Origin of the sequence: Geomonas diazotrophica (genome assembly GCF_018919385.1) — a bacterium.
GTDB classification, from domain to species: Bacteria; Desulfobacterota; Desulfuromonadia; order Geobacterales; family Geobacteraceae; genus Geomonas; species Geomonas diazotrophica.
The window spans coordinates 99,646-123,848 of the sequence record NZ_JAHLMF010000005.1 but is presented as its reverse complement, the minus strand read 5'-3'; the positions used below and the strand labels follow the sequence as shown (position 1 = coordinate 123,848).

The 24,203-nt window shown below is 64.1% G+C and carries 17 protein-coding genes; 11 read left to right on the top strand and 6 right to left on the bottom strand.

Features of this window, described 5'->3' with window-relative positions:
- Positions 1-2: 2 nt before the first annotated feature.
- The 7 genes from KOM00_RS06500 to KOM00_RS06470 all read left to right on the top strand — a co-directional run bounded on the left by KOM00_RS06500 (position 3) and on the right by KOM00_RS06470 (position 11,583).
- On the top strand, positions 3-218 hold the full coding sequence (locus KOM00_RS06500; protein ID WP_216498061.1) for a DUF1653 domain-containing protein: 216 nt from the start codon (positions 3-5) through the stop codon (positions 216-218).
- Between the two features lie 334 nt (positions 219-552).
- Entirely contained in the window at positions 553-1,389 is an 837-nt protein-coding gene (locus KOM00_RS06495; protein WP_216498060.1) for a CheR family methyltransferase, read from the top strand.
- The gene (locus KOM00_RS06490) at positions 1,389-2,522 is read left to right on the top strand and encodes an NrtA/SsuA/CpmA family ABC transporter substrate-binding protein (protein WP_216498059.1); all 1,134 of its coding nucleotides are present in this window, start codon (positions 1,389-1,391) and stop codon (positions 2,520-2,522) included. The genes KOM00_RS06495 and KOM00_RS06490 overlap by 1 nt, the downstream gene beginning before the upstream one ends.
- On the top strand, positions 2,519-6,610 hold the full coding sequence (locus KOM00_RS06485) for a response regulator (RefSeq protein WP_216498057.1): 4,092 nt from the start codon (positions 2,519-2,521) through the stop codon (positions 6,608-6,610). The genes KOM00_RS06490 and KOM00_RS06485 overlap by 4 nt, the downstream gene beginning before the upstream one ends.
- 39 nt (positions 6,611-6,649) lie before the next feature.
- The gene (locus tag KOM00_RS06480) at positions 6,650-8,638 is read left to right on the top strand and encodes a response regulator (RefSeq protein ID WP_216498056.1); all 1,989 of its coding nucleotides are present in this window, start codon (positions 6,650-6,652) and stop codon (positions 8,636-8,638) included.
- Between the two features lie 432 nt (positions 8,639-9,070).
- Positions 9,071-10,894 (top strand): chitobiase/beta-hexosaminidase C-terminal domain-containing protein, encoded by a 1,824-nt coding sequence (locus KOM00_RS06475; protein ID WP_216498055.1) that lies wholly within the window; start codon positions 9,071-9,073, stop codon positions 10,892-10,894.
- Between the two features lie 164 nt (positions 10,895-11,058).
- The gene (locus KOM00_RS06470) at positions 11,059-11,583 is read left to right on the top strand and encodes a hypothetical protein (protein ID WP_216498054.1); all 525 of its coding nucleotides are present in this window, start codon (positions 11,059-11,061) and stop codon (positions 11,581-11,583) included.
- Between the two features lie 86 nt (positions 11,584-11,669).
- Here KOM00_RS06470 and KOM00_RS06465 read toward each other — a convergent pair whose 3' ends face one another.
- The 5 genes from KOM00_RS06465 to KOM00_RS06445 are packed head-to-tail and all read right to left on the bottom strand — an operon-like array spanning position 11,670 to position 18,986.
- Complete coding sequence (locus KOM00_RS06465; RefSeq protein WP_216498053.1) at positions 11,670-12,272, bottom strand: short chain dehydrogenase; 603 nt, start codon at positions 12,270-12,272, stop codon at positions 11,670-11,672.
- A 58-nt stretch (positions 12,273-12,330) separates the two neighbouring features.
- Positions 12,331-15,471, bottom strand: coding sequence for a BamA/TamA family outer membrane protein (locus KOM00_RS06460; protein WP_236026786.1), 3,141 nt, complete (start codon positions 15,469-15,471; stop codon positions 12,331-12,333).
- Between the two features lie 48 nt (positions 15,472-15,519).
- Positions 15,520-17,184 (bottom strand): mucoidy inhibitor MuiA family protein, encoded by a 1,665-nt coding sequence (locus KOM00_RS06455; RefSeq protein ID WP_216498052.1) that lies wholly within the window; start codon positions 17,182-17,184, stop codon positions 15,520-15,522.
- 19 nt (positions 17,185-17,203) lie between these two features.
- A complete protein-coding gene (locus KOM00_RS06450; RefSeq protein ID WP_216498051.1) occupies positions 17,204-18,526 on the bottom strand; it encodes a putative sensor domain DACNV-containing protein in 1,323 nt (440 codons plus the stop codon).
- A 22-nt stretch (positions 18,527-18,548) separates the two neighbouring features.
- On the bottom strand, positions 18,549-18,986 hold the full coding sequence (locus KOM00_RS06445; RefSeq protein WP_216498049.1) for a VOC family protein: 438 nt from the start codon (positions 18,984-18,986) through the stop codon (positions 18,549-18,551).
- Between the two features lie 398 nt (positions 18,987-19,384).
- Between KOM00_RS06445 and KOM00_RS06440 the strand changes: the two genes are divergently transcribed.
- The 4 genes from KOM00_RS06440 to KOM00_RS06425 all read left to right on the top strand — a co-directional run bounded on the left by KOM00_RS06440 (position 19,385) and on the right by KOM00_RS06425 (position 23,331).
- Positions 19,385-20,188 (top strand): hypothetical protein, encoded by an 804-nt coding sequence (locus tag KOM00_RS06440; RefSeq protein ID WP_216498048.1) that lies wholly within the window; start codon positions 19,385-19,387, stop codon positions 20,186-20,188.
- Positions 20,189-20,236: 48 nt separating this feature from the next.
- On the top strand, positions 20,237-21,688 hold the full coding sequence (locus KOM00_RS06435; protein ID WP_216498264.1) for an SLC13 family permease: 1,452 nt from the start codon (positions 20,237-20,239) through the stop codon (positions 21,686-21,688).
- Positions 21,689-21,697: 9 nt separating this feature from the next.
- Positions 21,698-22,159, top strand: coding sequence for an RrF2 family transcriptional regulator (locus KOM00_RS06430; RefSeq protein WP_216498047.1), 462 nt, complete (start codon positions 21,698-21,700; stop codon positions 22,157-22,159).
- Positions 22,160-22,416: 257 nt separating this feature from the next.
- Complete coding sequence (locus KOM00_RS06425) at positions 22,417-23,331, top strand: carbohydrate kinase family protein (RefSeq protein WP_216498046.1); 915 nt, start codon at positions 22,417-22,419, stop codon at positions 23,329-23,331.
- Here the strand turns inward: KOM00_RS06425 and KOM00_RS06420 are convergent.
- The gene (locus KOM00_RS06420) at positions 23,328-24,203 is read right to left on the bottom strand and encodes an EamA family transporter (protein WP_216498263.1); all 876 of its coding nucleotides are present in this window, start codon (positions 24,201-24,203) and stop codon (positions 23,328-23,330) included. The genes KOM00_RS06425 and KOM00_RS06420 overlap by 4 nt on opposite strands.

The window sequence follows — 24,203 nt, the reverse complement described above, 5'->3', positions numbered from 1 at the left end:
ACATGGCCGTAATACCGGGGCGCTACCGGCACTACAAAGGGAATTACTACCAGGTCATCGGCACGGCCAGGCACAGCGAGACCGATGAACCCATGGTCGTGTACCGTCCCCTCTACGGGGAAGGGGGGCTTTGGGTTCGTCCCGAGGCGATGTTCCTGGAAACCGTCCTCGTGGAAGGCAAGCCGGTGCCGCGCTTTTGCCCTTGCCCGGAAGATTGAGAAGGGCGGTCCCGTTTCGGTGGCGCCCGCCAGCCTCGCCCCTTGTTTCTCCCCTCATCAGGCATGATCTTCAGCCGCATCCGCCCTCATACCCCTCTCCCCTCGGCACCCTCTCCCAGAGAGAGAAGGTGTAGCGATGCATCGTCAATTCTCTCTTTCAATTTGTTTACAACAGTTACTCTTTTGTTTCGTTTTGAGAAGAAGATTCTCATTGACTTTGGATAGTGAAAAGGTGTAATTGGGATTTGCCTATTATAAACCTCAAGTCCTCTGTGAGAATGCCGACAAGTCCAATATGGCCATTGAGGTTCAGTAATCTTCCTGGAGGAGCTGCTTGGGTGAGACGGTAGTCGATATACTGAGGTTTCTCACCGATCATTTCGGGGAAGATTTTCACTCCTATTCCCAATCCCTCGCCGAAAAGCGCATCGCGGAGCGGGTGAAACAGCTTCGCCTTCCCGGTCTGTCCGAGTACCACCAGTTCCTGCAGCGCGATTGCGGCGAACCGGCCTACCTTTCCCGCATGCTGCGCATCAGGTTCAGCAGCTTCTTCAGGGACCCGCTCCAGTTCGAACTGTTAAGGTCGCAGATCATGTCCAGCCTGCTTCCCGCCTCGTCGCAGGGCGGGTTCCTGCGCGCCTGGTCCGCGGCCTGCGCCGGGGGAGAGGAGCCCTGTTCGCTCGCCATCATCATCGACGAAACCCTGCAAATGCTCGACGTGCACCCAAAGGTCCAGATCTTCGCCACCGACGTGGCCGAGGACGCCCTGGAAGAGGGGCGTGCCGGATACTACGCGACGGGAAGCCTTGGCGGCGTCACCCTGCAGCAGCTAAAGACCTACTTCACACCCGACGGCACCGGCTACCGCATTTCCCCCAAGATACTCTCCATGATCAGCTACTGCCGTCACGATCTGCTCGATCCCCATACCTACGCCCCCCCCGAGTCACTGTTCGGGGGGTTCGATCTCATCTGCTGCCGGAATTTTCTCATGTACCTGGACCCGCAGGCCTACCTGAGGGTGTTCGACAACCTGTTCCGCGCCCTGAACCCCGGCGGCGTGCTCCTTTTGGGCAAGGCGGAATCCGTGCCCGAGCGCTACCACCAGCACCTGGTGCGGATCTTCGAATGCGGCAACCTGTACCGCAAACAGCAGACCGGGAGGACCTGATGCGTACCCTGATGAGATGCCTGGCGATCGCGCTCCTTTTCTCACTCTGCCTCTGTGGCTGTTCCCGCAAGGAGAACGACGGCGGCGCTGCCAAGGAAGGGGCCGCGGCCGGGAGATACGCCGGTTATCGCTTCGGCGGCGACGAGGTGATCGACCTCGGCTCGCAGCCGTTGACCCTGCCGGAAGGTGCGGTGGCGGAACTGATCGCCCGGGACTCCGTCCTCGCCTCCCGGCTTGCCTCCCAAGGTTTCTCAGTGCGGGTGCATCCCTTCTTCAAGGGGAAGGACATCACCGAGTTCCTCTCGTCGGGGAAACTGCAGGGGGGAATTTTCGCGGACATGCCGGCCCTGACCGCCGCCGCAAGCGGCGACTTCGTCTGCGTCGGACTGCTGAAGCAGGGCTTTGCCACCATCGTTTCCGGGAAACCGATGCTGGTGCGCGACCTGAAGGGGAGGCGCGTGGCCACCGGTCTGGGGTCGGCGGCCCACTTCACCCTCCTGAGCGCGCTGCAAAACGAGGGGCTGACCGAGGGGGACATCAAGCTGGTGCCGATGGAGATAAGCGAAATGCCAAAGGCACTGGCGGAGGGGAAGATCGACGCCTTCAGCGCGTGGGAGCCGACCCCGACCCTGGCCTTTGCCGCCCACCCCGAATTCCACATGGTGCACAAGGGGGTGAGCTACGGTTTCCTCTGCCTGCGGCGGGACTTCGTCCGCAGCCACCCCGACCAGGCCCGGGAATTGGCGGCCGCAGTGGTCAGGGCCTGCGCCTGGATGCGCCCCCCCCACGGCCTGAAGCAGGCCGCCGAGTGGACCGCCGCATCTGCGGCGCGGCTGCAGGGGGCGCCCTACCAGGTGACCGGGCAGGCGATGGGTAATATTATCCGCAACGACCTGCTCAACGTCCCCGGGGCACCACGCATCCCGGCGACGGTATTGAGCGAGGAGGGGCTTCTCTACAGGAAATTTACCTTCCTGAAGCGCACGGGAAACATCCCTGAAAGCACCCCCTGGGCCAAGGTTCGCGGCTCCTTTGATACTGAAATGATGCGGCAGGTCGTGGCCAGAGGGGACCAGTTGGCCCTGCAACGGTTCGACTACCGCAATACTGACCAATCGGACGGTGTTAAATGAAAAGAATACTCCTGCCGACGCTGAAGGGGCGTCTGGCCTTCTGGTTCACTACGATCTGCCTGGTCCCGCTGGCGGTTTTCACCACGGCAATCTATTCGCAGCGGGTGCAACTGGCCCGGTCGCTGATGCTGGACAAGCTCTCCGCCGTCACGGCGCTGCGCCAGGACCAGATCAACTCCATGCTCGACAACCTGATGAGCGACGTCTCCACGCTCGGGTCGGGAAAGTCGGTGCTGGTCGCAGCCCAGGCGCTGGCCGCAAACCCGACCGCCTGGTCCGACGCAGCCGCCACCGACAGCATGCGGCTTTTGCGCGGCTACCAGGACGAGTACGAGCCGGTCGCCGACGTCTCCATCGTCACGGAAAACGGCACCATCCTGCTCAGCACCGACCAGGCCCGGAGGGGGCACCGGGTCGCGCGGCCCGAGATGGTCCTCACCTCCCTCAACGACGCCGCGCCGGTGATCGGCGAGGCGTACCTGCTGGGGAACGAGGGTAACGCGAGCATCGACATCGCCGCGCCGATCAAGGGGGGGGGCACCGAGGCCGGCAGGGGGGCCGTGGTGGTGCGCTACAACCTGCGCAAACTCCTCAATATCACGATGGAAAACAGCACCGGGATGGGCAAGACCGGCGAGGTCGTGCTGGTCGACCGCAAGGTTCGCCCCCTGGTCGAGCTGCGCGGCATCCCCAACGCGGTGCTCAAGGTGAAGCTCACCGGGAAGCCGGCGGTGATGGCGGCGGGGGGGCAAAGCGGCCTCGCCCAGACCACCGACTACCGCGGCGTGGACGTCCTCTCCGCCTACTCCCACATCCCGCGCACCGGGTGGGGGCTCGTGTGCAAGCAGGACTCTTCCGAGGTCTTCGCGCCGATCCGGCATGCTCTCTACGTCACCTACGGTATAGCCGCCCTCATCTCGCTTCTGGTATGGGGCTTCGCCCTAAAGCTCGCCGGGGGGATCAGCGCGCCGCTTGTCAAGCTCTCCGAGACCGCCAACGAACTGGGCGCCGGCCACTACGAAGCGCGCATCGAGTCGGAAGGGACCCTGGAGCAGATCTCGCTGGCAGCCTCGTTCAACGCCATGGCCGACACGCTGCAGATGAAGATGGCGGCCCAGCAAGGGTTGGCGCGACTGTCCGAGCACCTGGTCGATGCGGTGAGCCTGGACGACTTCTTCAAGAAACTGCTCCCCGCCTTCGTCGACGTTACCGGCGCCAGGATGGCGACGGCCTTCGTGCAGGATGGCGAGGGCGACGGGTTCGCCCCGGTACATGCCATCGGGGCCGACTGCGGCAGGATGCGCCGTTACAGCCGCTCCCAGCTCGAGGGGGAACTGGGCATACTGCTGACCTCGCGCAGGATCACGCGCTTCTCCCCCGGTCCCGCCGGCGAGGGGCTGCGCTTTGTCACCCCGTTCGGCGAGATCGTCCCCGCGGAACTGGTGACGGTGCCGGTCGACACCGACGGGGAACTGCACGCCTTCGTGTCGCTCGCTTCCGAGCATCCCTTTCCGCTTTGGGTGCACGACACGCTCGAGATGGTCCGGGTGCCGCTGGGCTCCGCCTTCTCCCGCGTGGTGGCTGCCGAAGACGTGCGCCGGCTCGCCTCCGAGCTTGCCATCAAGAACGCCGAGCTTGTGCAGCAGTCCGAGGAACTGGTGCAGCAGTCCACCGAGCTTGCCCAGCAGTCCGACGAACTGGTCCGCCGCAACCGGGTCCTGGACCAGCAAAAGCAACTCCTCGAGGAGGCCACCCGCCTGAAGAGCGAGTTCCTCTCCAACATGAGCCACGAGCTGCGCACCCCCCTAAACTCGGTGCTGGCGCTCTCCCGGGTGCTGGCGGTGCAGGGAGCCGAGCGGCTCAGCGAGGAGGAGCGAGGCTATCTCGGGATCATCGAGAAAAACGGCAAGCATCTGCTCTCCCTGATCAACGACATCCTGGACCTGGCCAAGATCGAATCGGGGCGCCTCGACCTCTTCCTGGAGTCGGTGGACCCGGCCAAGGTGGCCGCCGAGGTGGTGGACAGCCTGGCGGTGCTGGCCCGGGAGAAGGGGATCGCCCTCTCGCTGGTCGCGCCCGATGCGTTCCCCCCGATGCGGATCGACGTCAAGAAGCTGCGCCAGATGCTGCAGAACCTGGTGGGGAACGCGGTGAAGTTCACGGCCCAGGGTTCGGTGACCGTGCGCCTGGAAGCGCGGGACCGGGAGCTTTTCTTCGAGGTGAAGGACACCGGGATCGGCATCGCGCCGCAGTACCTGGAGAGCATCTTCCACGAGTTCCGCCAGGCCGACGGTTCCACCTCGCGCTCCTACGAGGGGACCGGGCTCGGGCTCGCCATCGTGAAGAAGAGCGCTCTCCTGTTGGGGGGAGACGTCGGCGTCACCAGCGAGCTGGGGCAAGGCTCCGTCTTCACGCTGCGCCTGCCGCTTGAGTGCAGCTTGGGCGACGGGGTAAAGGATGCCTCGCTGGCGGCGGTACCGGCGCAGGAGTGGCGGGCGCCGCACCCCTCGGGAAGATCGGTGCTGGTGGTCGACGACGACCCGGAGACTGTGTCCCTGATCACCACACACCTGAGCCAGGCCGGTTTCGGCACACTGAGCGCCCTCAACGGCCCGGACGCCCTGCGGCTTGCCCGCGCCAACCGCCCCTTCGCCATCACCCTGGACATCATGATGCCCGAGATGGACGGCTGGGAGGTCATGCGGGAACTCAAGGAACACCCCGAGACCGCCGATATACCGGTTATGATCATCTCCCTCTCCGAGGACCGCGCCACCGGCGTCGCCCTGGGGGCGGTCGGGGTGATCAGCAAGCCGGTCGGCAGGGAACAGCTCATGGAGGCCTTCGCCAGGCTGACCGGGGCCGGATGCCGCCTGGTGCTGGTGGTCGACGACAGCGATTACGACCGGTTCTTCCTGGCCTCCCTGTTCAAGGAGCAGGGGCTCGACGTGCTCCTGGCCGAGAGCGGCCCCGAGGCGCTCGAGCTTGCGGTCACAGACCACCCCGACCTGATCACCCTGGACCTCCTCATGCCGGGAATGGACGGCGCGGCGGTGCTGGACCGGTTGCGGTCGAACTCGTGTACGGCGGACATCCCGGTGGTGGTCATCACCTCGAAGGAACTCTCTCACGGCGAGCTGCAGCGCCTGTCCAGCGGGGTGAGCGCGATCATCTCCAAGAACGGCCTGGAGCGCCGGATGGTGCTGGACGAGCTGGTCAGGAGCCTGAAGCGCCTGGGGTGGCGCCTGCCCAATCGGGAGGAGAGTCACGGCGCCAGGATCCTGATCGTCGAGGACAGCGAGGCCGCGACGGTGCAGCTTCGCTTCGCCCTGGAGTCGGCCGGGTACCACGTGGATGCTGTTTCCGGCGGCCGCTACGCGCTCACCTACCTCAAGTCCCACGTGCCCGACGGCATCGTCCTTGACCTGATGATGCCCGAGGTGGACGGTTTCCAGGTGCTGGAGGCGGTCCGTTCCAGCAGCTTGACCGCCAACGTGCCGGTGATGGTGATGACGGCCAAGACGCTTTCGCCGGGGGAATACGACCGGCTCAGGGAACTGCAGGTGCACCAGCTGGTGCAGAAAGGGGACGTCGAGCTCCAGGAGCTGCTGCAGCGGGTCTACGAGATGCTCGGCAGCGTGAACCTGTTCCGGCCGGGGGGGGAACCCGCCGCGGCCCAGCCGCCGAAGGCGCCGAAGTGGGAAGGGGATGGCTCCCTGCTGGTGGTGGAGGACAACCCGGACAACCTGGTCACGCTGAAGGCCGCGCTGGGCGGGAAGTACCGCATCGTCGAGGCGTGCGACGGAGCCGCCGGGCTCGACGCGGCCAGGAGCGCGCCGCCGTCGCTGATCCTTTTGGACATGCACCTGCCGGTGCTGGACGGCTTCGCGGTCCTGAAGAGGCTCAAGGAAGACCCGGCCACCGCCGCCATCCCGGTGGTTGCGCTCACGGCAAGTGCCATGGCGGGGGACCGGGAGAAGGTGCTGGCGGCGGGGTGCGCGGCCTACCTTTCCAAGCCCTACCACCCGGAGGAATTGCAGGAGTTGGTGGAGAGTTTCTTCGCCCCGCAGGGGGCGAATCCCGTTTAGATGACGGTGTCGCAGTTATCCTGAAAGGAACCAGTGAGCATGAAGCTTCTTGCCATCGACGACAACCAGGACAACCTCCTCACCCTGAGTGCGCTGTTGAAGACGTTCCTCCCCGAGGCACAGCTGATCACCTCGCAGTCGGCGCAGGACGGCATACGCCGGGCCGCCATGGAGGCGCCGGACGTGATCCTGCTCGACATCCAGATGCCGGGGATGGACGGCTTCGAGGCCACCCGGCGCCTGAAAGCGTCCCCTTCGACCCAGCACGTCCCCGTCATCCTGGTCACTGCCCACCGCAGCGACTCGGCCTGCCGCGTCATGGGCCTTGAGTGCGGCGCCGATGCCTTCCTCTCCAAACCCTTCGACGAGGCGGAGCTCGTGGCCCAGATCAAGGCGATGGTGAGGATCAAGCGGTCTGAGGACGCGCTGCGGCAGGAGCGCGATTCCCTGGAAGCGCTGGTGCAGAGGCGGACCTCGCAGCTGCTGCAGGCGAACGTGGAACTGAAGCAGCACCTGGAGCGGCTGGCGCAGAACGAGGCGCGCTACTCGCGGGCCGTGCGAGGCACCAGCGACGGCCTGTGGGACTGGGACCTGGTCAGTAACGAGTATTACTATTCCCCCCGCTGGAAGGAGCTCCTCGGGTTCGCCGATGACGAACTGGAGAACCGTCCGGAGACCTTCTTTTCCCGGCTGCACCCCGATGAGCTCCCCCTGGTCCAGGAGTCCCTCTGCGCGCACTTTTTGGGGCATACCCCCTTCGACCTGGAGATCAGGCTGAGGACCAGGGGAGGGGAGTACCTGCGGGTGCGCTGCCGCGGCCAGGCGGAATGGGACGGGGCGGGGGAGCCGGTCCGGATGTCGGGCGCCATATCCGACGTGACCGAGCGGCAGATGATGGAGGAGCAGCTGCGCCAAGCCCAGAAGATGGAGGCCATCGGCCAGTTGGCCGGCGGGGTCGCCCACGATTTCAACAACGTCCTCACCGTCATAGCCGGCTACGCCAATATCCTCAAGATGGACCTCGGCCCGGAGAGCCCGCAGCACGCCCTGGCGGACCAGATCTCGGCGGCTGCGGAGCGCGCGGCGCAGCTCACCCGGGGGCTGCTCGCCTTCAGCCGCAAGCAGGCCATGGACCAGCAGCGTTGCGACCTGGGGGAGATCGTGCACCGCGTCGAGCAGTTCCTGGGGCGCGTCATCGGCGAGGACATCCAGCTGAAGACCGAGATCCTTCCGGAGCCCCTGCCGGTGCAGGTCGACCTGGCCCAGATCGAGCAGGTGCTGATCAACCTGGCGGCCAACGCCCGCGACGCCATGCCGGGAGGAGGCGTCTTCTCCATCGCCACCGGGGTACGCGATGCGGGGGGGCGCGGCCACGGCGACCAGGCCGGCCGCCACGCGGTCATCATCGTGGCCGACAACGGGGAGGGGATGGACGACGAGACCAGCCGGAGGATCTTCGAACCCTTTTTCACGACCAAGGAGGTCGGGAAGGGGACCGGGCTGGGGATGGCCATCGTCTACGGCATCGTGCAGCAGCACAAGGGGAACATCTGGGTCAGCAGCAAGCCGGGGGAGGGGACGGTGTTCACCATCGAGCTCCCCTTGCTCGAGGGTGGGGCGGCGCTGGAATCCGTTCTCAACCCTCAGCCGCTGCCGCAGACCGGAACCGAGACCATCCTCGTCGCCGAGGACGATCCCAGCGTGCGCAGCCTGGTGGACATGGTGCTGACCAGGCACGGCTACCAGGTGATCCTCGCGGAAGACGGCGAGGAGGTCGTGGACCGGTTCGCCGCCCAGCAGGACGGGATCGAGCTGGTCCTTATGGACATCATCATGCCCCGCAAAAACGGCATCGAGGCCTACGAGGAGATCAAGAAGATCCAGCCGGAAGCGAAGGTCCTCTTCACCTCCGGGTATACCGCCGACTTCATCCAGAGCCGCGGCATGAAGGAGGGGGTCGAACTGATCATGAAGCCGGTGCAGCCGGTTGAACTGCTGCGCAAGGTGAGGGAGGTGCTGGAGCGTTAAATCCCCCACCCACCTGATAAGCGTTTCTTCCGTTAAAATTATTTATTCTTCTCTCTTTTCCCCTAAAAAGGGGGTCCAGTACCCCCCTCCGCAGCTTCCCTATTTCCTCCACAAGTAGCAGTATTTCACGTCTTTTTTTTAATCCTTCCTGTGGTTCTAAGCTAGCCATCCGCATTCCGTTTTTTGAATAATCCAATTCCTGAGTGGAATGGCTGTTGCTGTAACTAGGGGTAATTGCCCATGCGATGGGAAATTATCCTAGACGATCTGTTCGGGTTAGCCTCATTAAGATTGCGACTTTTATTGGTTTTGTTGTCGCAACAACCTGTTCCTGACCGGGGACGTCGACAGCACACTGCTTATCAAGCTGGGTGGGTTTACCCAATTGGTGGGATATTTCCCCCAGCATAACCACAAAGGAGGTACGAAAGGATGAAAAAACTGTTCGCAGCACTCACCTGTTTGGCCATGCTCCTGGCGCTCAGCGTTCCTGCAGCACTGGCCGGCAGACCGGTCGCCGACAAAACCGCGCCGACGACCACCGCTTCCCCCCTGGGTGGCACCTTCACCAGTGCCGTCACCGTGACCCTGTCGGTCAACGAGCCCGCCACCACCTACTACACGACGGACGGATCCACTCCGACCACCAGTTCGACCGTGTACAGCGCGCCCTTGACTTTCAGCACCACGAAGACGCTGAAGTACTTCTCCAAGGACACCGCCGGGAACCTGGAGACCGTGAAGTCGCAGACCTACACCATCTCCGGGTCCACCTCCACCCACGCCACCCTGACCTGGACCGGGTACGCCATGTGCTCCTCCTGCCACACCAGCCAGGCACAGGCCATGTACCAGGGCGTGCACTACCAGTGGAAAGGCTCCGCTGCCGAGATGACCACCGGCCCGGCCACCCAGGGTAAGATCGATGCCACCGACGGCTCCTCCGCGCTCAACGCCTACTGCATCAACATCCAGGGCAACTGGGGCCCCTGCGGCGCCTGCCATGCCGGTACCGGTGCCAAGCCGGTTGCGACCAGCACCCCGAGCTCCGCGCAGCTCGCCTCCATCGACTGCCTCATGTGCCACGCCGATGCCACCAACGCCCCCTACAGCCGTGTACGTAACGCCACCACCGGCCTGTTCGAGCCGGCTGCAGGTCTCGACATGAATCTCGTGGTGCAGAAAGCCGGCCAGAAGCCGACCCGCAAAAACTGCCTGGGCTGCCATGCCAAGGCGGGCGGCGGCGACGCCGTCAAGCGCGGCGACATCGCCCTCGCTTCCGGCACCACCTCCGACGTCCTCTACGATACCCACATGGCCATGGGCAATGGCGGCAACATCCAGTGCCAGGGATGCCACAGCTTCGTCGGCCACCGCGTTGCCGGCCGCGGTTCCGACCTGCGCCCCGAAGACAGCACCACCGAGGTAACCTGCTCCACCACCGCCTGTCACCCGACCAAAGGCACCGCCACCGGCCACACCACCACTGACGTCAACCGCCACGTGACCCGCATCGCCTGCCAGACCTGCCACATCAGCAAGTACGCCAAGAACGCCAACGACACTGCCAACACCGAGGCCACCGAAACCAACCGCAACTGGCAGGTAGCCGAGTGGAACGCCACGCTCAACCGCTACGAGCCGATGCCGACCAAAGCCAACGACCTGGTTCCCCAGTACGCCTTCTGGAACGGGACTAGCTGGGGCAACAACGCCCTCAACGCCGCCGTTCTCGACACCGCGACCAACGCATACAAGATCTCCCGTCCGGTTGGCGCCATCAACGATCCGGTCGGCACCAAGTTGTTCCCCTTCAAGTACAAGACCGCCAACCAGGCTCTGGCCAACGGCAAGGTCGTGACCATCTCCACCGCCACCTTCTTCGCAACCGGCAACTACGACCAGTCCGTCAAAGACGGCATGACCTACATGGGGATCCCCAGCACCACCGCCTACACCAACGTCACCACGGATGAGCTCCAGGTGCTGAACCACCAGGTGCCGCCGGCAACAGGCAATGTGCTCGCCTGCGCCTCCTGCCACCCGAACGCAACTGCCACCCAGGTCAAGCTCATCACCAACCTGGGCTACGGCCTCAAGGCACCCACCTCCGTGGTCTGCTCGCAGTGCCACAATGAGAAGTCCCCGCGCGACTACGTGAGCATGCACAACCATGTAAACGTCAAAGGGTACGACTGCTCGCTGTGCCACAACTTCTCCCGCCCTGAGCGTGGGCTGAAGATGACCCCGAACTAACGGGACCTGCAGCACCTTTCGACAGGGGCGACCTTCGAGTCGCCCCTGTCACTCAGTAACCGTCCGGGGGAGAGAGCGGGCTGAGCCCTGCACCGCCGAACCGGCGGGAGCACTTGAGGCAGGTACCGTCCCTGTTATTTCGACTTTTGCATAGGAGGTAATCCGTGTTCCATTTCGCCACCCGTCTGTTTCTAGTCCTCATTCTTTTAAGCATGGGGGGGGTCGCTCCGGCTGCGGTATGGGCCGCAGTGAACGACAGTTTCACGGTCGAGGTCGCCGACGTGGGGAAAGGCGCAGATTTGGCCGCGCTACTGAAAGGGAAGGGGTACACCACGGTGGTCCCTGCCAAGAACATGTGGGTGACCGACCCGCAGAACAACTGCGCCGTCTGGATCGGTAAGAACGTGCCGCTGGAGATGCTGCGCGCGGTGCTCCCTGAGGCGATGCGTTTCAACCCCTACCTGAAGTTTTTCTACGTGGTGGGCGACCGGGGAGAGAAGCCACCGCAGGCGGTGGACAACACGGTGCACGTCGGAGGGAGTATCGAGGCGGCGCTGGTGAAGAAGTTGAACATCATCGACCAGCAGGAGATGCTCTCAGCATTGGGGAAGGCGGCCTCCCTGGAGGATCTTCATCGCTACCTGCACGATAAGAACAAACCCAAACCGGAAGAGAAGCCGGCCTCGTAGGCAGGCCCGGGACAGGCGAATGAAAAACGGCCGCATCCTTTTCAGGACCGGCCGTCTTTGTTGTTACCCCTCTTGCGTACGCCCAGTTACATGAAGTCCCTGGCGTTGATGACGAGGCCGCTGCGGGTCCCGTGAATGCTGGCCCAGTAGGCCTGGGCCACCTGCTGCGCAGGCATTCCCCCGGAGCTGTCCATCCCCAGCGCCTCCAGGGTCTCCTTCACCCACGGGGGGCTCACCACGTTGATCCTGATGCCGCGCGGCAGCTCGAGCGCCGCGGCCCGCACGAAACCTTCCAATCCCGCGTTGACCATGCTGATCGAGGCGCTCCCGGGCATGGGCTGGTGGCTCAATACCCCGCTGGTTAGGGTGAAGGAGCCGTTGTCGTTGATGTAATTCATCCCGATGCGAACCAGGTTCACCTGCCCCATCAGTTTTCCCGAGAGGCCGGTCTGGAAGTCTTCGTCGGATAGTTCCGGCAGGGGACCGAAGCGGGCCACCCCGGCCGCGCAAGCCAGGGCGTCGAACGGTCCCACCTCCTGAAACATGTTCTCTATGGAATCCTTCCTGGACATGTCGACCAGATGATCGCCGCTTTTGGATGCGACCTTGATCACCTCATGCTCGGTCGCCAGAAGCTTCGCCACCGCCTTGCCGATGGTCCCCGTCGCTCCCACCACTATGATCCTCATAAGCCTGTCCTCCCGTATTGGCGCTATGGCGTCCCCGGACTCGACGGGCGAAGCCCCTCTAGAGGCCGAGGTACAGCGTGAAGTATATCTGATCTTCTCCGCCTTTGTTGAAGCCGTGGGCGAATCCGAGCGCCGGCGTCACCTTGGCCCAGTATCCCAGGGTAAGGTCGGCGCGCAGTTCCACCCCGGCGCCCACCCTGGTCTCGTCGGCGTGGAATGATCTGTGGTCGTCCCAGACCTGGCCCGCGTCGGCGAAGAGAGCGCAGTGGAGTTTCTCCGCGAAGGCGGGTACGGTGCCGATGCCGTGCAGCGGATACATGATGGGGGCCCGGTACTCCACGGTGCCGGTGGCGACGTATTTCCCCGCCATGGAGCGCACGGGGTAGCCGCGCAGGGGGAACTTGTTCAGGTCGGAAGGGGGGCCGCCCAACTGGAAGGCCTGCTGGCCGTACTGCAGGTCGCCGTCGGCGAGGGCGCCGGCGAGGCGCAGGTAGACGACCTGGTGCCGGGGCGACTTGATCGGGAGCCGCAGGTACTCCTGGTAGGTGGCGCTGTACTCGGAGAGGTTGATGTCGCTTCCCAGGTCGCGCGAGTAGTAGCGGTACAGGAGCGAGATCCGCCTTCCTTCTTCGGAACTGACCGAGTAGGGGTACTTGAGCACGTTGTCGAAGTCGATGCCGGCATAGAGGTTGTCCCGGCGCCCCTGGAACACGGGAACGCCGTAGAGGGTGCCGTTGGGCTGCAGGGGGGTGAGCGCCTCCTGGTCGACGATCTCATAGCCGGCGAGCAGGCGGTAGTGCGATTCGAGCCGGTTGATGGGGACGGACGCCTCCACGGAGAGGCCGCGGTTGAGCTCCCAGTAGTCGTTGCCGTTCTGGTACAGGTCCGCATATAAAAACGGCTCGGCATGGGCCCGCAAGGTCAGGGTCGGGTAGAACGAGTCGTTGCTGTAGAGCAGGGTGTAGTAGCCTCTCTTGCGCTCCCCGCTGTAGGCGGCGCTCAAGGCATAGGTGTGGTAGCCGAGTACGTCGGCGCCAGCGGTGAAGGCGCCGATTACCGTGCCGTTCGGGCCGTCGGCGTAGAGGCGGGGGAGCCAGAAGCGCGGTAGCAGGGTCTTGAGCGCATTGTAGTCGCTCGGGGCGGCGGAAGCCGGTAAGACCTGGGAAGCCTGGGAAGCATGGGAAGCCTGGGAAGCCTGGGAAGCCTGGGAGGCCTGGGAGGCCTGGGAGGCCTGGGAAACCACGGGAGCCACGGGAGCCACGGGAGCCACGGGAGCCACGGGAGCCACGGGAGCCACGGGAGCCACGGGAGCGGCAGCCGGCGAAGCTGTGGATGCCGGGGAGGCCGGGGAGGCAGTGGCCGAAGACGCGGCGGCTGCGGAAGATGCTGGCGCCTGCGGGGTTGCTGCCGGGAGGGCGCGGGTCAGGGGGAGGGTGGGCCCGCGCTGCTCGCGCCACTGGGTGCGGTCGATGCGCATCTGCGCAATCTTGAAGCCGCGTGAGCTGTACCTGGCAAGCAGCAGACGACTCCCGTCAGGTGAGGGCTCGGGCTGCAGCGCGCCGGAAAGAAGGTGGCTTACCTGGTAGCTCTTCCCTTCGCGCAGGTCGTAGGCGAAGACGTTGAACACCCCGGTCTCGTCGGACACGTAGTAGATGACCGAAGCGTCGGGAGACCAGGCGGGGTAGGCGATGGTGTTGCCGGCACTGAACAGGGGGCGGTCGCTCTTGCCGGTCACGTCGTAGATCCTGAGGCTGCTGGTCCCGGCGTTGTCGGTGAGGACGTAACAGATGCTGCGCCCATCAGGGGAGAAGCGCGGGGCGGAGACCCTCTCTTCGGAGAAGGTGGTGACCGCGGCGGGGACGAGCTTTCCCTGGGAGGGATCGGCTGCCATCACGACCAGGTTCTGGCTGCCGCGGCTGCTGGCCACCCCGGCAAATAGTTTCCCGTCCGGTGAAACCTGCACATCGCCCAGGCGCTCCCCTTCGGTGAGACGGGTACTCACTCCTCTCTCCAGGTCGTAGACGTAGAGATCCTGGTAGATGTTGAAGCCCCGGTTCACCTCCGCCTGGGTGAAATAGATCTTCTTTCCGTCGGGGGACCAGCTCAGGCTGCCGTCGGACAACTGGCGCCTGAAGCCGGCCACTTTCTGCCCGGCGGCATCGGTGACGATGACGGAGGTATGGTCGTGCGGGTCGCGCCTGGTGAAGGCGATGCGGCTACCGTCCGGCGAGAAGCGCGGGGCCACCAGGTTTTCCCCGTCGTCGTAGACGGTGGTCAGCGGCGTGAAGGACTCCCTTGACAAGAGGGCGATGCGCCGGGACTGCTCATCCTTGAGCGACGCTATCATGTCCTGGTACACCTCGCGGTAGGTCTTACCCTCGAAGTTTGTCTTGGCCGGCGTGCTGATGGTGTAGGGGACGCGCCCGGCGTGGGCCAGCGCCAGCTTCCCGGTGACGTCGTTGCCGTAGGTTTCCGCGATGTAGCGCTGCAGGCGGTAGCCGTAAATGTAGGGGAGGTGCCCCGACGGCCAGTTGGGCATGTCGCCGTTGATCTGGTCCACCGTGGGGAGGTTGTCCTCCGCGACGGCGGTCCTGAAGATCATGTCGTAATAACTCCCCTTGCCACGTCCCTGGCCGGTGTACTTGGTCTCCGCCCAGGTCGCCATACCTTCGTGCCACCAGCGCGGCAGGAAGGTGTTGGGGGGTGCCGTGGCCAGGAAGAGCACGGCGGAGAGCGGGTCCATCCAGGGGAGGGGCTTGCCGAAGATGGCGCGGGTCACCTTGGAGTAGCCGCGTGCCGGATCGGCGGAAACGATGTGGGCGTACTCGTGTGTGAACAGCACCTTGAGCCAGTCGTCGTACTCACCGAGCGTCGAGGAGAGGGCGGGAGGAACCACCTGGAGGTAGATCGTGTTGTAGGGGATGGTGATGGCCAGGCCGTTGGTGAAGTCGCTGTCGTCGATGAGCACCACCTGGGTCTTTTCCGCAGGGTGCCACTGGAATTCCCGGGTCAGCCTGGCGTAGATATCTTCGGCCATCCCGGCGGCTTTTTGGGCCACCCCTTCCAGTCCCTGGTGGTAGTGGATGGCGAAGTGCTCGGTTTCAACGGTGGAAAACCGGAACGAGGTGTCGATTTTTGCGGCATGTGAGACGGATGCGAGGCATAGCAGCGCAACGACGGCAAGGCATAACGATTTCATGCAGTTCCTTTGCAAAAACGGTTGAGGTCGTCAGGGCGGGGAGGGGCGCTACTCGAGCCCCACCAGCTCCCTTCCCTTGGGATATTCGATAACCAGGTCGTAGGAAACCTTCTTCTTCTCTGCCGGCGCGAGTTCGACCCTCCACACCAGCGTCCCGTCTTCCTTATACTCGGACGGCTTGGGCGAGGGATCCTCGACGCCTGCTTTGATCTCGGCGTTACCCGGCAGCGGCTGCTGGTCCTTGAGCGACACGGTCACGGCGCGCTGCTTGTAGTTCTCCAGCTCCATGGTCACGTGGTAGGTGACGCTGCTGCCCCCGATGAGGCCTCCTTTCTTCTTTACCCGAGCCACTTCGCGCTTCACCTTTACCTGGTCGTCGCTTCCGAAGTAGAGGTCGAACTCTTCGCCGGAAGCGACCGTCTTCAAATGGCTTTTGCCGACGAAGGTCGCGTCGTTGAAGATGCTGGCTTCTCCCGCCAGCAGCGGGAAGGGGGTGCGGTTGGTCACCGTGGACTTCAGGTAGACCCGGGGGGAGAGTTTGGGCACCGACACATACTCAGCGACCACGGGAACGCTCTCCGCGGCGATCACGCTTACCGAACGGGTGCCGTCCGCGGGCACGTCCACCGGCTGCGCAACCTGGAACTGGACCGAGGTCTGTCCCTGGGCCACTTCCGCCGGTACGATCCCTGCCGGTTCCATCCGGTCCTCGGCGGGGGCGGCGCCGTAGGCCCGTTCCTGGAGCGGCGCCGGGGCGGGGGCAGCGGCGCCGATCTCCATCTTGCTCCGGCTCAGGTAGGGAATGGGACGCGGAGGCTCGTAGAAGGAGATGCGCCAGGGGGTGAGCTCGGGGGCGCCTCCCCCGGAAGCCGGGTTCGCTGTGGAGAGGGTGAGCTTCACCTGCGGCCAGCTCTCGCCGGTCTTCTGCCAGACCTGGGCCCGGTAGGTGAGCTGGGCATCCTTTCCGTCCGGCGCGAGCCTGACGTCGTAGGCGGGCGCCCAGCTGGCCTGGGCGACGAGGTAGCTGAGGTCGAGATCGAACTTCATGTCGCGCTCCGCCTCGATGGCCACCTGAACCGAGCGCACCTCTTTCATGGGCTCGGCCCGGTATTGTTCCAGTTCCTTCCTGAGTGCCGCGATCTGCTCCAAAAGCGGTTTCTTGGCGGCATCGGCGTCGTAGAGTTCATCCTCGATCTTGCCCGTGTTGTCGCCCACGAAGCGCACCGCCTCGGAGAGCTCGGCGGCCGTGGGTTTGCCGAGGCTTAGTTCCTTGGAGATCCGTTCCCCCCAGCCGACGCGGATGGAGTCGACGAAGGCGCGCTGGGCGGCCAGGGCTTTGCGCCGCGCCTCTATCGCTTCCACCTTCCGGTTCAGCCGGGCGATCTCGTCCTCGAGTTCGCGTACCCGCGGGTCCTTGCTGCGATCGAGGAAGACATTCTTGACGGTGAGCCCTGCAATGCGGGCGCGCCCGGTCCCTTTCCCCTCGGCCCGGAGCGATTCCTCGGCCATGAGCTGCGGCATGTTTTCCAGGGTCACCAGGTTGGTTCCCGTCTTGAGCGCCACGCTCGCCTGGCGTGTCACCTGGGCGCTGTCTGAAAAGACGGTCACCGCCGTGATCCGGGAGGAAGCGGTCTGGGTGGTGGTCTGCGCCGCGAGGGCGAGCGAAGAGCCAAGGAGCAGCAAAAGCGAAAGGGGAAGACTCATGATTTTCATAGATACCTCGCGTTCCTTTTCAGCTTTTTTTCTTTGAGGCGTGGCTGTAGTACTTCAGCTTGATGTTCTCCCACATCACCAGGCGCTCGCCGAGCATGGTCATGACCCGGACCTCGCCATCCTGGGAGATGACGAAACCGAGGGTGCCCGGGTTCTGGCAGCAATAGCGCATCATCGACCTGTGCCGGGTACCGAAGTGGTTGTAGTTGACCGGGCGCAGCTTTGCCTCGCTCCCCATCCGGTCGGTGGCGATGAACACCCGGTCCGGCTCCTGCCAGTTCCTGATTTCGACGCCGTAGCCGCGCACCACGAGGTTCGGGTCCATGACCACCAGTCCGTCCACCCGGGTCAGCAGGGCGATGAACCAGATGACCCCGTCGATCTCGTTCTTGTTGGCCCGCAGTTCCTTCTCCAGGCGCCGCAACTGCTGGAACTGGTCGGTGGATAGTCCTTTTGGTTTGGATTCGCCGTGCCCGAGCAGGTGCTGTTCCAGGAAGTCCGACTTGATCTTGGTGACCGCGTTGGACTGCAGCGAGGTGGGGAGCCGGTCGTAGTTGATGCCGTACTTTACGTTCAGGTCGTCCGGGGTGATCTCCGGCGTGATCAGGATGGCGCCGCCGTTCTTGATCTTCTGGATCCTGAGCAGTATCCGGCACAGTACCGATATCCACTGCTGGGCATGGAGCTCGTCAGCGGCCCCCGGCGCCTGGTAGATGTCGTCCGGGATGTGGCTGCGCACCCCCTCCAGGAATCGGTCGATGCCTGCTGCCAATAGGTCGCGCACCGGCCCCTCTCGGAAGAGGTCAAGCGAGTGGCGAATAACCTCGTTCACCCTCAGTTCCGCCACCTTCTCGTAGCGCATGTAGACCGCGATGATGCCGATCCCCTCGACGCTGGCCTGGAAGACACCGGGACGCTCGACCTCGACCTCCGCGCTCCGGTTCAGGAACTTGTGGAAGCGGTTTTGCTGGTCCACCAGTCCCCAGATGAAGAGCTGGCCCAGTCGGTCCGGCCAGATCACGAACGAGGAGGTGCGCAGGTCCGTGGACTTGGCGATCTTGACCACGTTGGAGACGGTGAAGGGGATCGGGTCGGCAAAGGGGATATAGCTCCAGCGATCCCGGGCGGGGTTGCGCGGAGGCTTCGGATCGGGCTGGCTCGGGTCCAGAAAGACCATGTGGAACAGTACCGGCTCCGCCTCCTCGGTGCGAAGGCTTGAGTAGTACATGGTCTCCATGAGCTCGATGATGATCTTTTCGTCCGGCGCGGCGGCTTTGCGTTTGCGCAGCTCGGTGCAGACGAATTCGGCCAGGTGGCGCGGGGTCTTGTTTTTGATCGGCATGGCCGGCGGCACCCCTCGTGTATTACGGCTTCGGGTACTGGGCGAGTTCCAGCAGGATCCCTTCCGGCCCGTAAAAGTAGATCAGTTTCTTTCCCGTCTTCTGCCAGACCTGCACCTCCCCGATGAACTGCACGCCGTGGCCGCGCAGCCTCGCCACCTCGGCATCTATGTCGGTGACAGCGAAGGCGAGATGGCGCATGCCGATGCGGTTGGCGATGCCGACCCCGGCATCGGGGTCGCCGCCTGCGTCGAACTGCAGCAACTCGATGGAGAGGTCGGAGCCGGGGTGGTGCAGGGCGGTGAACTTCCCTCCAGCGCAGCGCACGCCGGTCAGTTTCTCGAGGAAGTCGGTGTCGAGGACGGAACTTATGCCGGGGGTGAAGCCGAGCAGCGCGAAAAAGGCGGCCGCCGCTTCCAGGTCGCGTACCACGATGTTGAGATGATCGATGCGAGAAATCATGAGAGCCTTGTCGACTGCCGCAGGCCGGCAGCGGGGGTGAATTGTTAATGAGGATAACAACCTTTGAGCGTTGCGCAACGCAGTCGGTCGATGGTTTAGTCGCGGGCGGCGGCTCGCTCAAGGTTCACTTTCTATATCGCGTCCGTGACGCCAAGTCAATGAGAATGGATTCAGCTCTTCAGCTTCGGCCGAGCGGTACCGAAACGTACTGTTGCAGCGCCCCGGTCGGTGTACCTTTGTGGGTGCAAACTGCCGTTAATATAGACGTTTTGCAATACTCTAGTATGATGATGGGTTATGGTGGAATTTTTGTTGACTGTTTTGGTTTATTTACGTATGGTGGCTAAAATCGCACGATGTTGTGAAGTATCTTTGATTGCCGGAGGGACAAAATACCCATGAGGATAGACCAGAAGAAAATGCGGGAGCTTGTCGCTCGTACCTCCCCATATTCCCCCGACCAGTTGCGGCGGGAAGCAAACGTCTTCTACGTGGGGGGGGATCTCCCTGAGCGGCAGACCATCGAGACGCTGTACGACAGCCACTACCAGAGTAACGCCGCCCTCTTTCACCTTACCTTCGGGGAGGAGGAGCGCTTCCCCAACGCCGAAAACCTCGCCCGGCTGATCAAGAAAAACTTCAACGCCTACCTCGTGGGAAGGGTGGATTTTTGCCCCTCGCAAAAGATGGTGGAGCGGGCCTATGCAGCCGGCGTCGACATTCTCGACATCCCGCTGCACGCCTACGACCATGCCCGCTCCAGGGAGCGCGGCTGGCAGATGGAGGAGCGCCTGCGCTCCCTCGAACATGCTCGTGCCGTCTTTCCGCGTTGGTCGGTGGTGTCTTCCCTTGGCGCCGGGAGCGAACCGGCCGGTTCCACCGTTGCCGGCATCGATGCCTTGCTGGAGCGGGAAATCGTGCCGCTGGTGCAGCTTTGCGACGAAGGCGCCGCACTCCCACCCGAGCAGCTCACCAGGATCTTCAACCACCTGCAGCGGGGGTGGCAGCAGAAAAAGGTGCTGCTCAAGCCGCTCCTGCCGCTGGTCTTCCTGACCTCGCCCTTCGCTCCCGCCGCTTCGAAAGGGGTCCTGCGCGGCTTCATCGATAGCATCGAGGACCGCAGGCTCCTGGCGGGCTCCGATCTGAGACGCTTGCTCCGGGTGAAAGAAGTGGCAGAATCTTACGAATCTTCCGGCCTCTAATTAGGAGTGAAGGTATTGAAGTCGAGCAACGAGGGCATCCCGCCGCAGATGGAACCGAAGCAGTTCCTGGACAAACCGCTGAAGATCGACAACCGTCCCCTGTGGCTCATCGTGCTGGACCGCACCGCCCGTTACCAGGTGATGGCCGCCGTCGCGCTCGTCATCGCATTCCTGATCCGCTTGAGTCCCCCGGAAGGACTCTCCGTCGAGGGGTACCGTTCGCTGGTGCTCTTTGGCGCGACCGTTTTCTTCTGGATCTCCGGTCTGCTACCGATCGCCGTCACCGCGCTCCTCTCCATGGTGATGCTGCCGCTTCTGGGCATCATGGACGCCAAGAAGACCTACTCGATGTTCGGCAACGAGTCGGTCTTCTTCATCCTCGGCGCCTTCATCCTCGCCGCGGCCCTTACCGGCACCGGCATCTCCGCCCGCCTCGCCCGCGCCATGCTGGCCAGGTTCGGCAGAACCCCCGCCCGGCTCGCCCTGACCGTCTTCCTGTTGTCCGCCTTTCTCTCCTTCATCATGAGCGAGCATGCCGTGGCGGCGATGCTCTTCCCGGTGGTCACCGAACTGGCAACGGCCCTGCGTCTGGAGAAAGGGAAGAGCAGCTTCGGGCGCCTGCTGTTCATGTCCATGGCCTGGGGGTGCATCATCGGCGGCATAGCCACCTTCCTCGGCGGCGCCCGCGCACCGCTCGCGGCGGGGCTGCTCAAGGAGGCGACGGGGCTTCATTTCTCCTTCGTCGAGTGGTCCACCGTGGCCTGCATGATTGTCTTGCCGCTGCTCGTCCTGGGGTTCTCGATCCTGCTCAAGTTCTTCCCGCCGGATCTCGACAACGTTGAAGTAGGGCTTAAATTCCTGAACGGCAAGCGGCTGGAAATGGGGAAGATCAGCTACGACGAAATCCTCACCGCCCTGGTCATGGCCGTCACCGTCGGCGGCTGGATGTTCCTGGGCGAGAAGACCGGGCTTGCCGCCATAGCCATCCTGGGGGCCGCGGCCTTGTTCACCTTCAAGGTGATCTCCTGGCAGATGATCGAGGAGTACGTCAACTGGGGCATCATCCTGATGTACGGCGGCACCATCGCGCTCGCCTCCGCCCTTGAGAAGACCGGTGCGGCGGTCTGGGTGGTGAAGAAGGGAATGGGGGACCACGCGCACGCTCCCCTTGCGGTGATCGCGGTCATCTCCCTGGTGGCCATCCTCGTCACCGAGTGCATCAGCCACGCCGCGGTGGTGGCGATCCTGATGCCGGTCGGGATGGGGCTGTGCCAGACCACGGGGATGGATCCCAAGGTGATGACGCTCTCCATCGCGCTCCCCGCCGGCCTGGCCTACTGCCTTCCCATGGGAACCCCTGCCACCGCCATCGCCTACGCCTCGGGGTATCTGAAGAGCCGCGACATCATCGTGGCGGGTGCCGTGGTGATGGCCATCTCCTGGCTCCTCTTCATGGGATCCGTGGTGTTCATCTGGCCCCTGCTCGGGCTGAAGATCTAAGAGGAAAGCATGATATCCAAGAAAACCAAGTACGGCCTCAAGGCCTTGATTTACCTGGCACGCAAGTACGACCAGGGGCCGATCCTCATAGAGGACCTGGCCCGTGACGAGAGGATCCCCAAGAAGTTCCTGGAGAATATCCTGCTCACCCTGAAAAACAGCGGCATCTTGCAGAGCCGGAAGGGGAGGGGCGGTGGGTACTACCTGGGACGTCCGCCCCAGAAGGTGACCTTCGGCCAGGCGATACGGGTCATGGAAGGACCACTGGCGCCGGTTCCCTGCGTCAGCGAAATGGCCTATGCAAGGTGTCCTGAGTGCAGCAACGAGGCGACCTGCGGCATCAGGCTGGTCATGAAGGACGTCCGCGACGAGATGGCGCGCATCCTGGACGGCACCACGCTCGCCGACGTGATGATAAAGATGGACGAGGCAGGCGCGCTGCAGGACGATGTGCTGGATTTCTGCATCTGATACCGAGGCAGGCGTTTTAAACTGCCAGTCAACACTTCCGCCCACATCTCCTCTCCTCCGGGGAGAGGGTCAGGGTGAGGGCGTTGCCACGGGCAGCGTAACAGCAGCGGGCGGCTCCCTCACCCGGCCTTTGGCCACCCTCTCCCAGAGGGAGAGGGGATGTACCGGACTCGGCCTACGGCACCAAGTTCCCGGCGGCCAGCTGGTGCAACGCCCCGGGGAGCGGGCAAATGGGCTTATCGCGAAAGGGGGGCGCTATGAAATACGATGTGGTCGGTCTGGGCGTATGCACCATGGACCTGCTCATGGTGGTGGATGAACTGCCCGGAAGCGAACTGGTGCAGAGGGCGCATGCTTCGGCGTTGGCGGGGGGAGGGCCGGTGGCCACAGCGCTGGTTGCCCTGGCCCGGCTGGGCGCGCGGACCGCGATGCTGGACCTCGTGGGCGACGATCTCATCGGCCGGATGATCCTCGCCGAGCTTGATACGGAAGGGATCGACACCGCAGGCGTGGCGATCGACGCCGGCAGCACCTCTGCGCAAGCCGCGATCCTGGTCAGAAAAAGCGACGGGGCGCGTGCCATCACCTTCACGCCGGGAACCTCCGGCGAACTCCCCGTGGCAATGCTGAACGAAGAGGCCATCCGTGCGGCCAGAATACTGCACCTGAACGGACGGCACTGGCAGGCCTGTCTCAGGGGCGCGCACGCGGCGCGGCAAGCCGGGGTGATGGTCTCTTTCGACGGCGGTTCGCACCGCTTCCGGCCGGAACACCGCGAACTGTTGCCGATGGTGGACATCTGCATCGTAGCGGAAGAATACGCCGCGAGCTGCACCGGAGCCGCCTCCCCCGAGCAGGCCGCCCAGGCGCTTTTGCAGTGCGGCCCCCGGGTGGTCGGCGTCACCTGCGGGATGCAGGGGAGCTATCTCCTGTCGGCTGACGGCGAGGCCTTCCACCAGCCGGCTTACCCGGTGGACCAGGTCATCGACACAACCCGAGCCGGCGACGCCTACCACGGCGGCTTTCTCTTCGGCATTGCGCGAGGGCTCTCCCTGAGGGAGGCGGCGCGCTTCGCTTCCGCAACCGGCGCCCTGAACACGCGCGCCCTGGGGGGACGAGCCGCTCTGCCTACCCTCTCCCGACTGCAGGCTTTCCTCGAGACTCGCGGCTAGCGCCTGACCGGCGCCTGCCGCTGACCCGCCCAGATACTCCACAGCACCAGCATCCCACCCACGATCTGCAGGGACGTGAGGCTCTGTCCCAGCACCAGGAAGCCCAGGGCGGTGGCCATCACCGGGCTCAACAGCCCCAGCAGTGAAACCGCGGACGGCTGCAGCCGCCGGATCCCCCAGAAAAAGATCATGTAGGTGATGCCGGTGCCAAAGACGCCGAGGTAGGTGTACCCGATCACGTTTTTGACGGTGAGGCCCGCGAGAGGCTCCTCGAAGAGCAGCGCGAAGGGGAGCAGGAACAGGCCGCCGAAGACCAACTGCCAGCCGGTAAAGGCGGCGATGGGGAGTGGCGTCGCCGACCAGCGCTTGGTGAGGACGGTCCCGAGGGCCATGCAGGCGGCGCCGGCCAGGGCGGCCGCGATGCCCATGGCGTCGAGACGCGCGGCCGGGGTGAGCACCAGCAGCGCCACGCCAACCACGCCGGTTCCCGCAGCGATCCAGGCCAGGCGCGTGGGCGTGCTCCCGAGGAGCGGGCGGGAGAGCACGATGACCGCCAACGGCTGGGTCGCGATCACGGTAGCGGCCACACCGCCGGGAAGCCGATATGCGGCGATGAAGAGCAGTGCCTGGAACACCCCGATGTTCAAAAGCCCAAGAAACAGCAGCCGCCACCGCCACTCCCCCTCAGGCGCTCGGCGCTGCAGGGCGACCATGATCAGCCCGATGGGGAGCACGCGCAGCAAGGCCGCGGTGAGCGGGTGGTTCGGCGGGAGCAACTGCGTGGTCACGATGTAGGTGCTGCCCCAGATGCAGGGGGCGATCGCGGTGACAAGGGAGGTGCGCAGCAGGTGCCGGTTCTGGTCGGTTGTCAT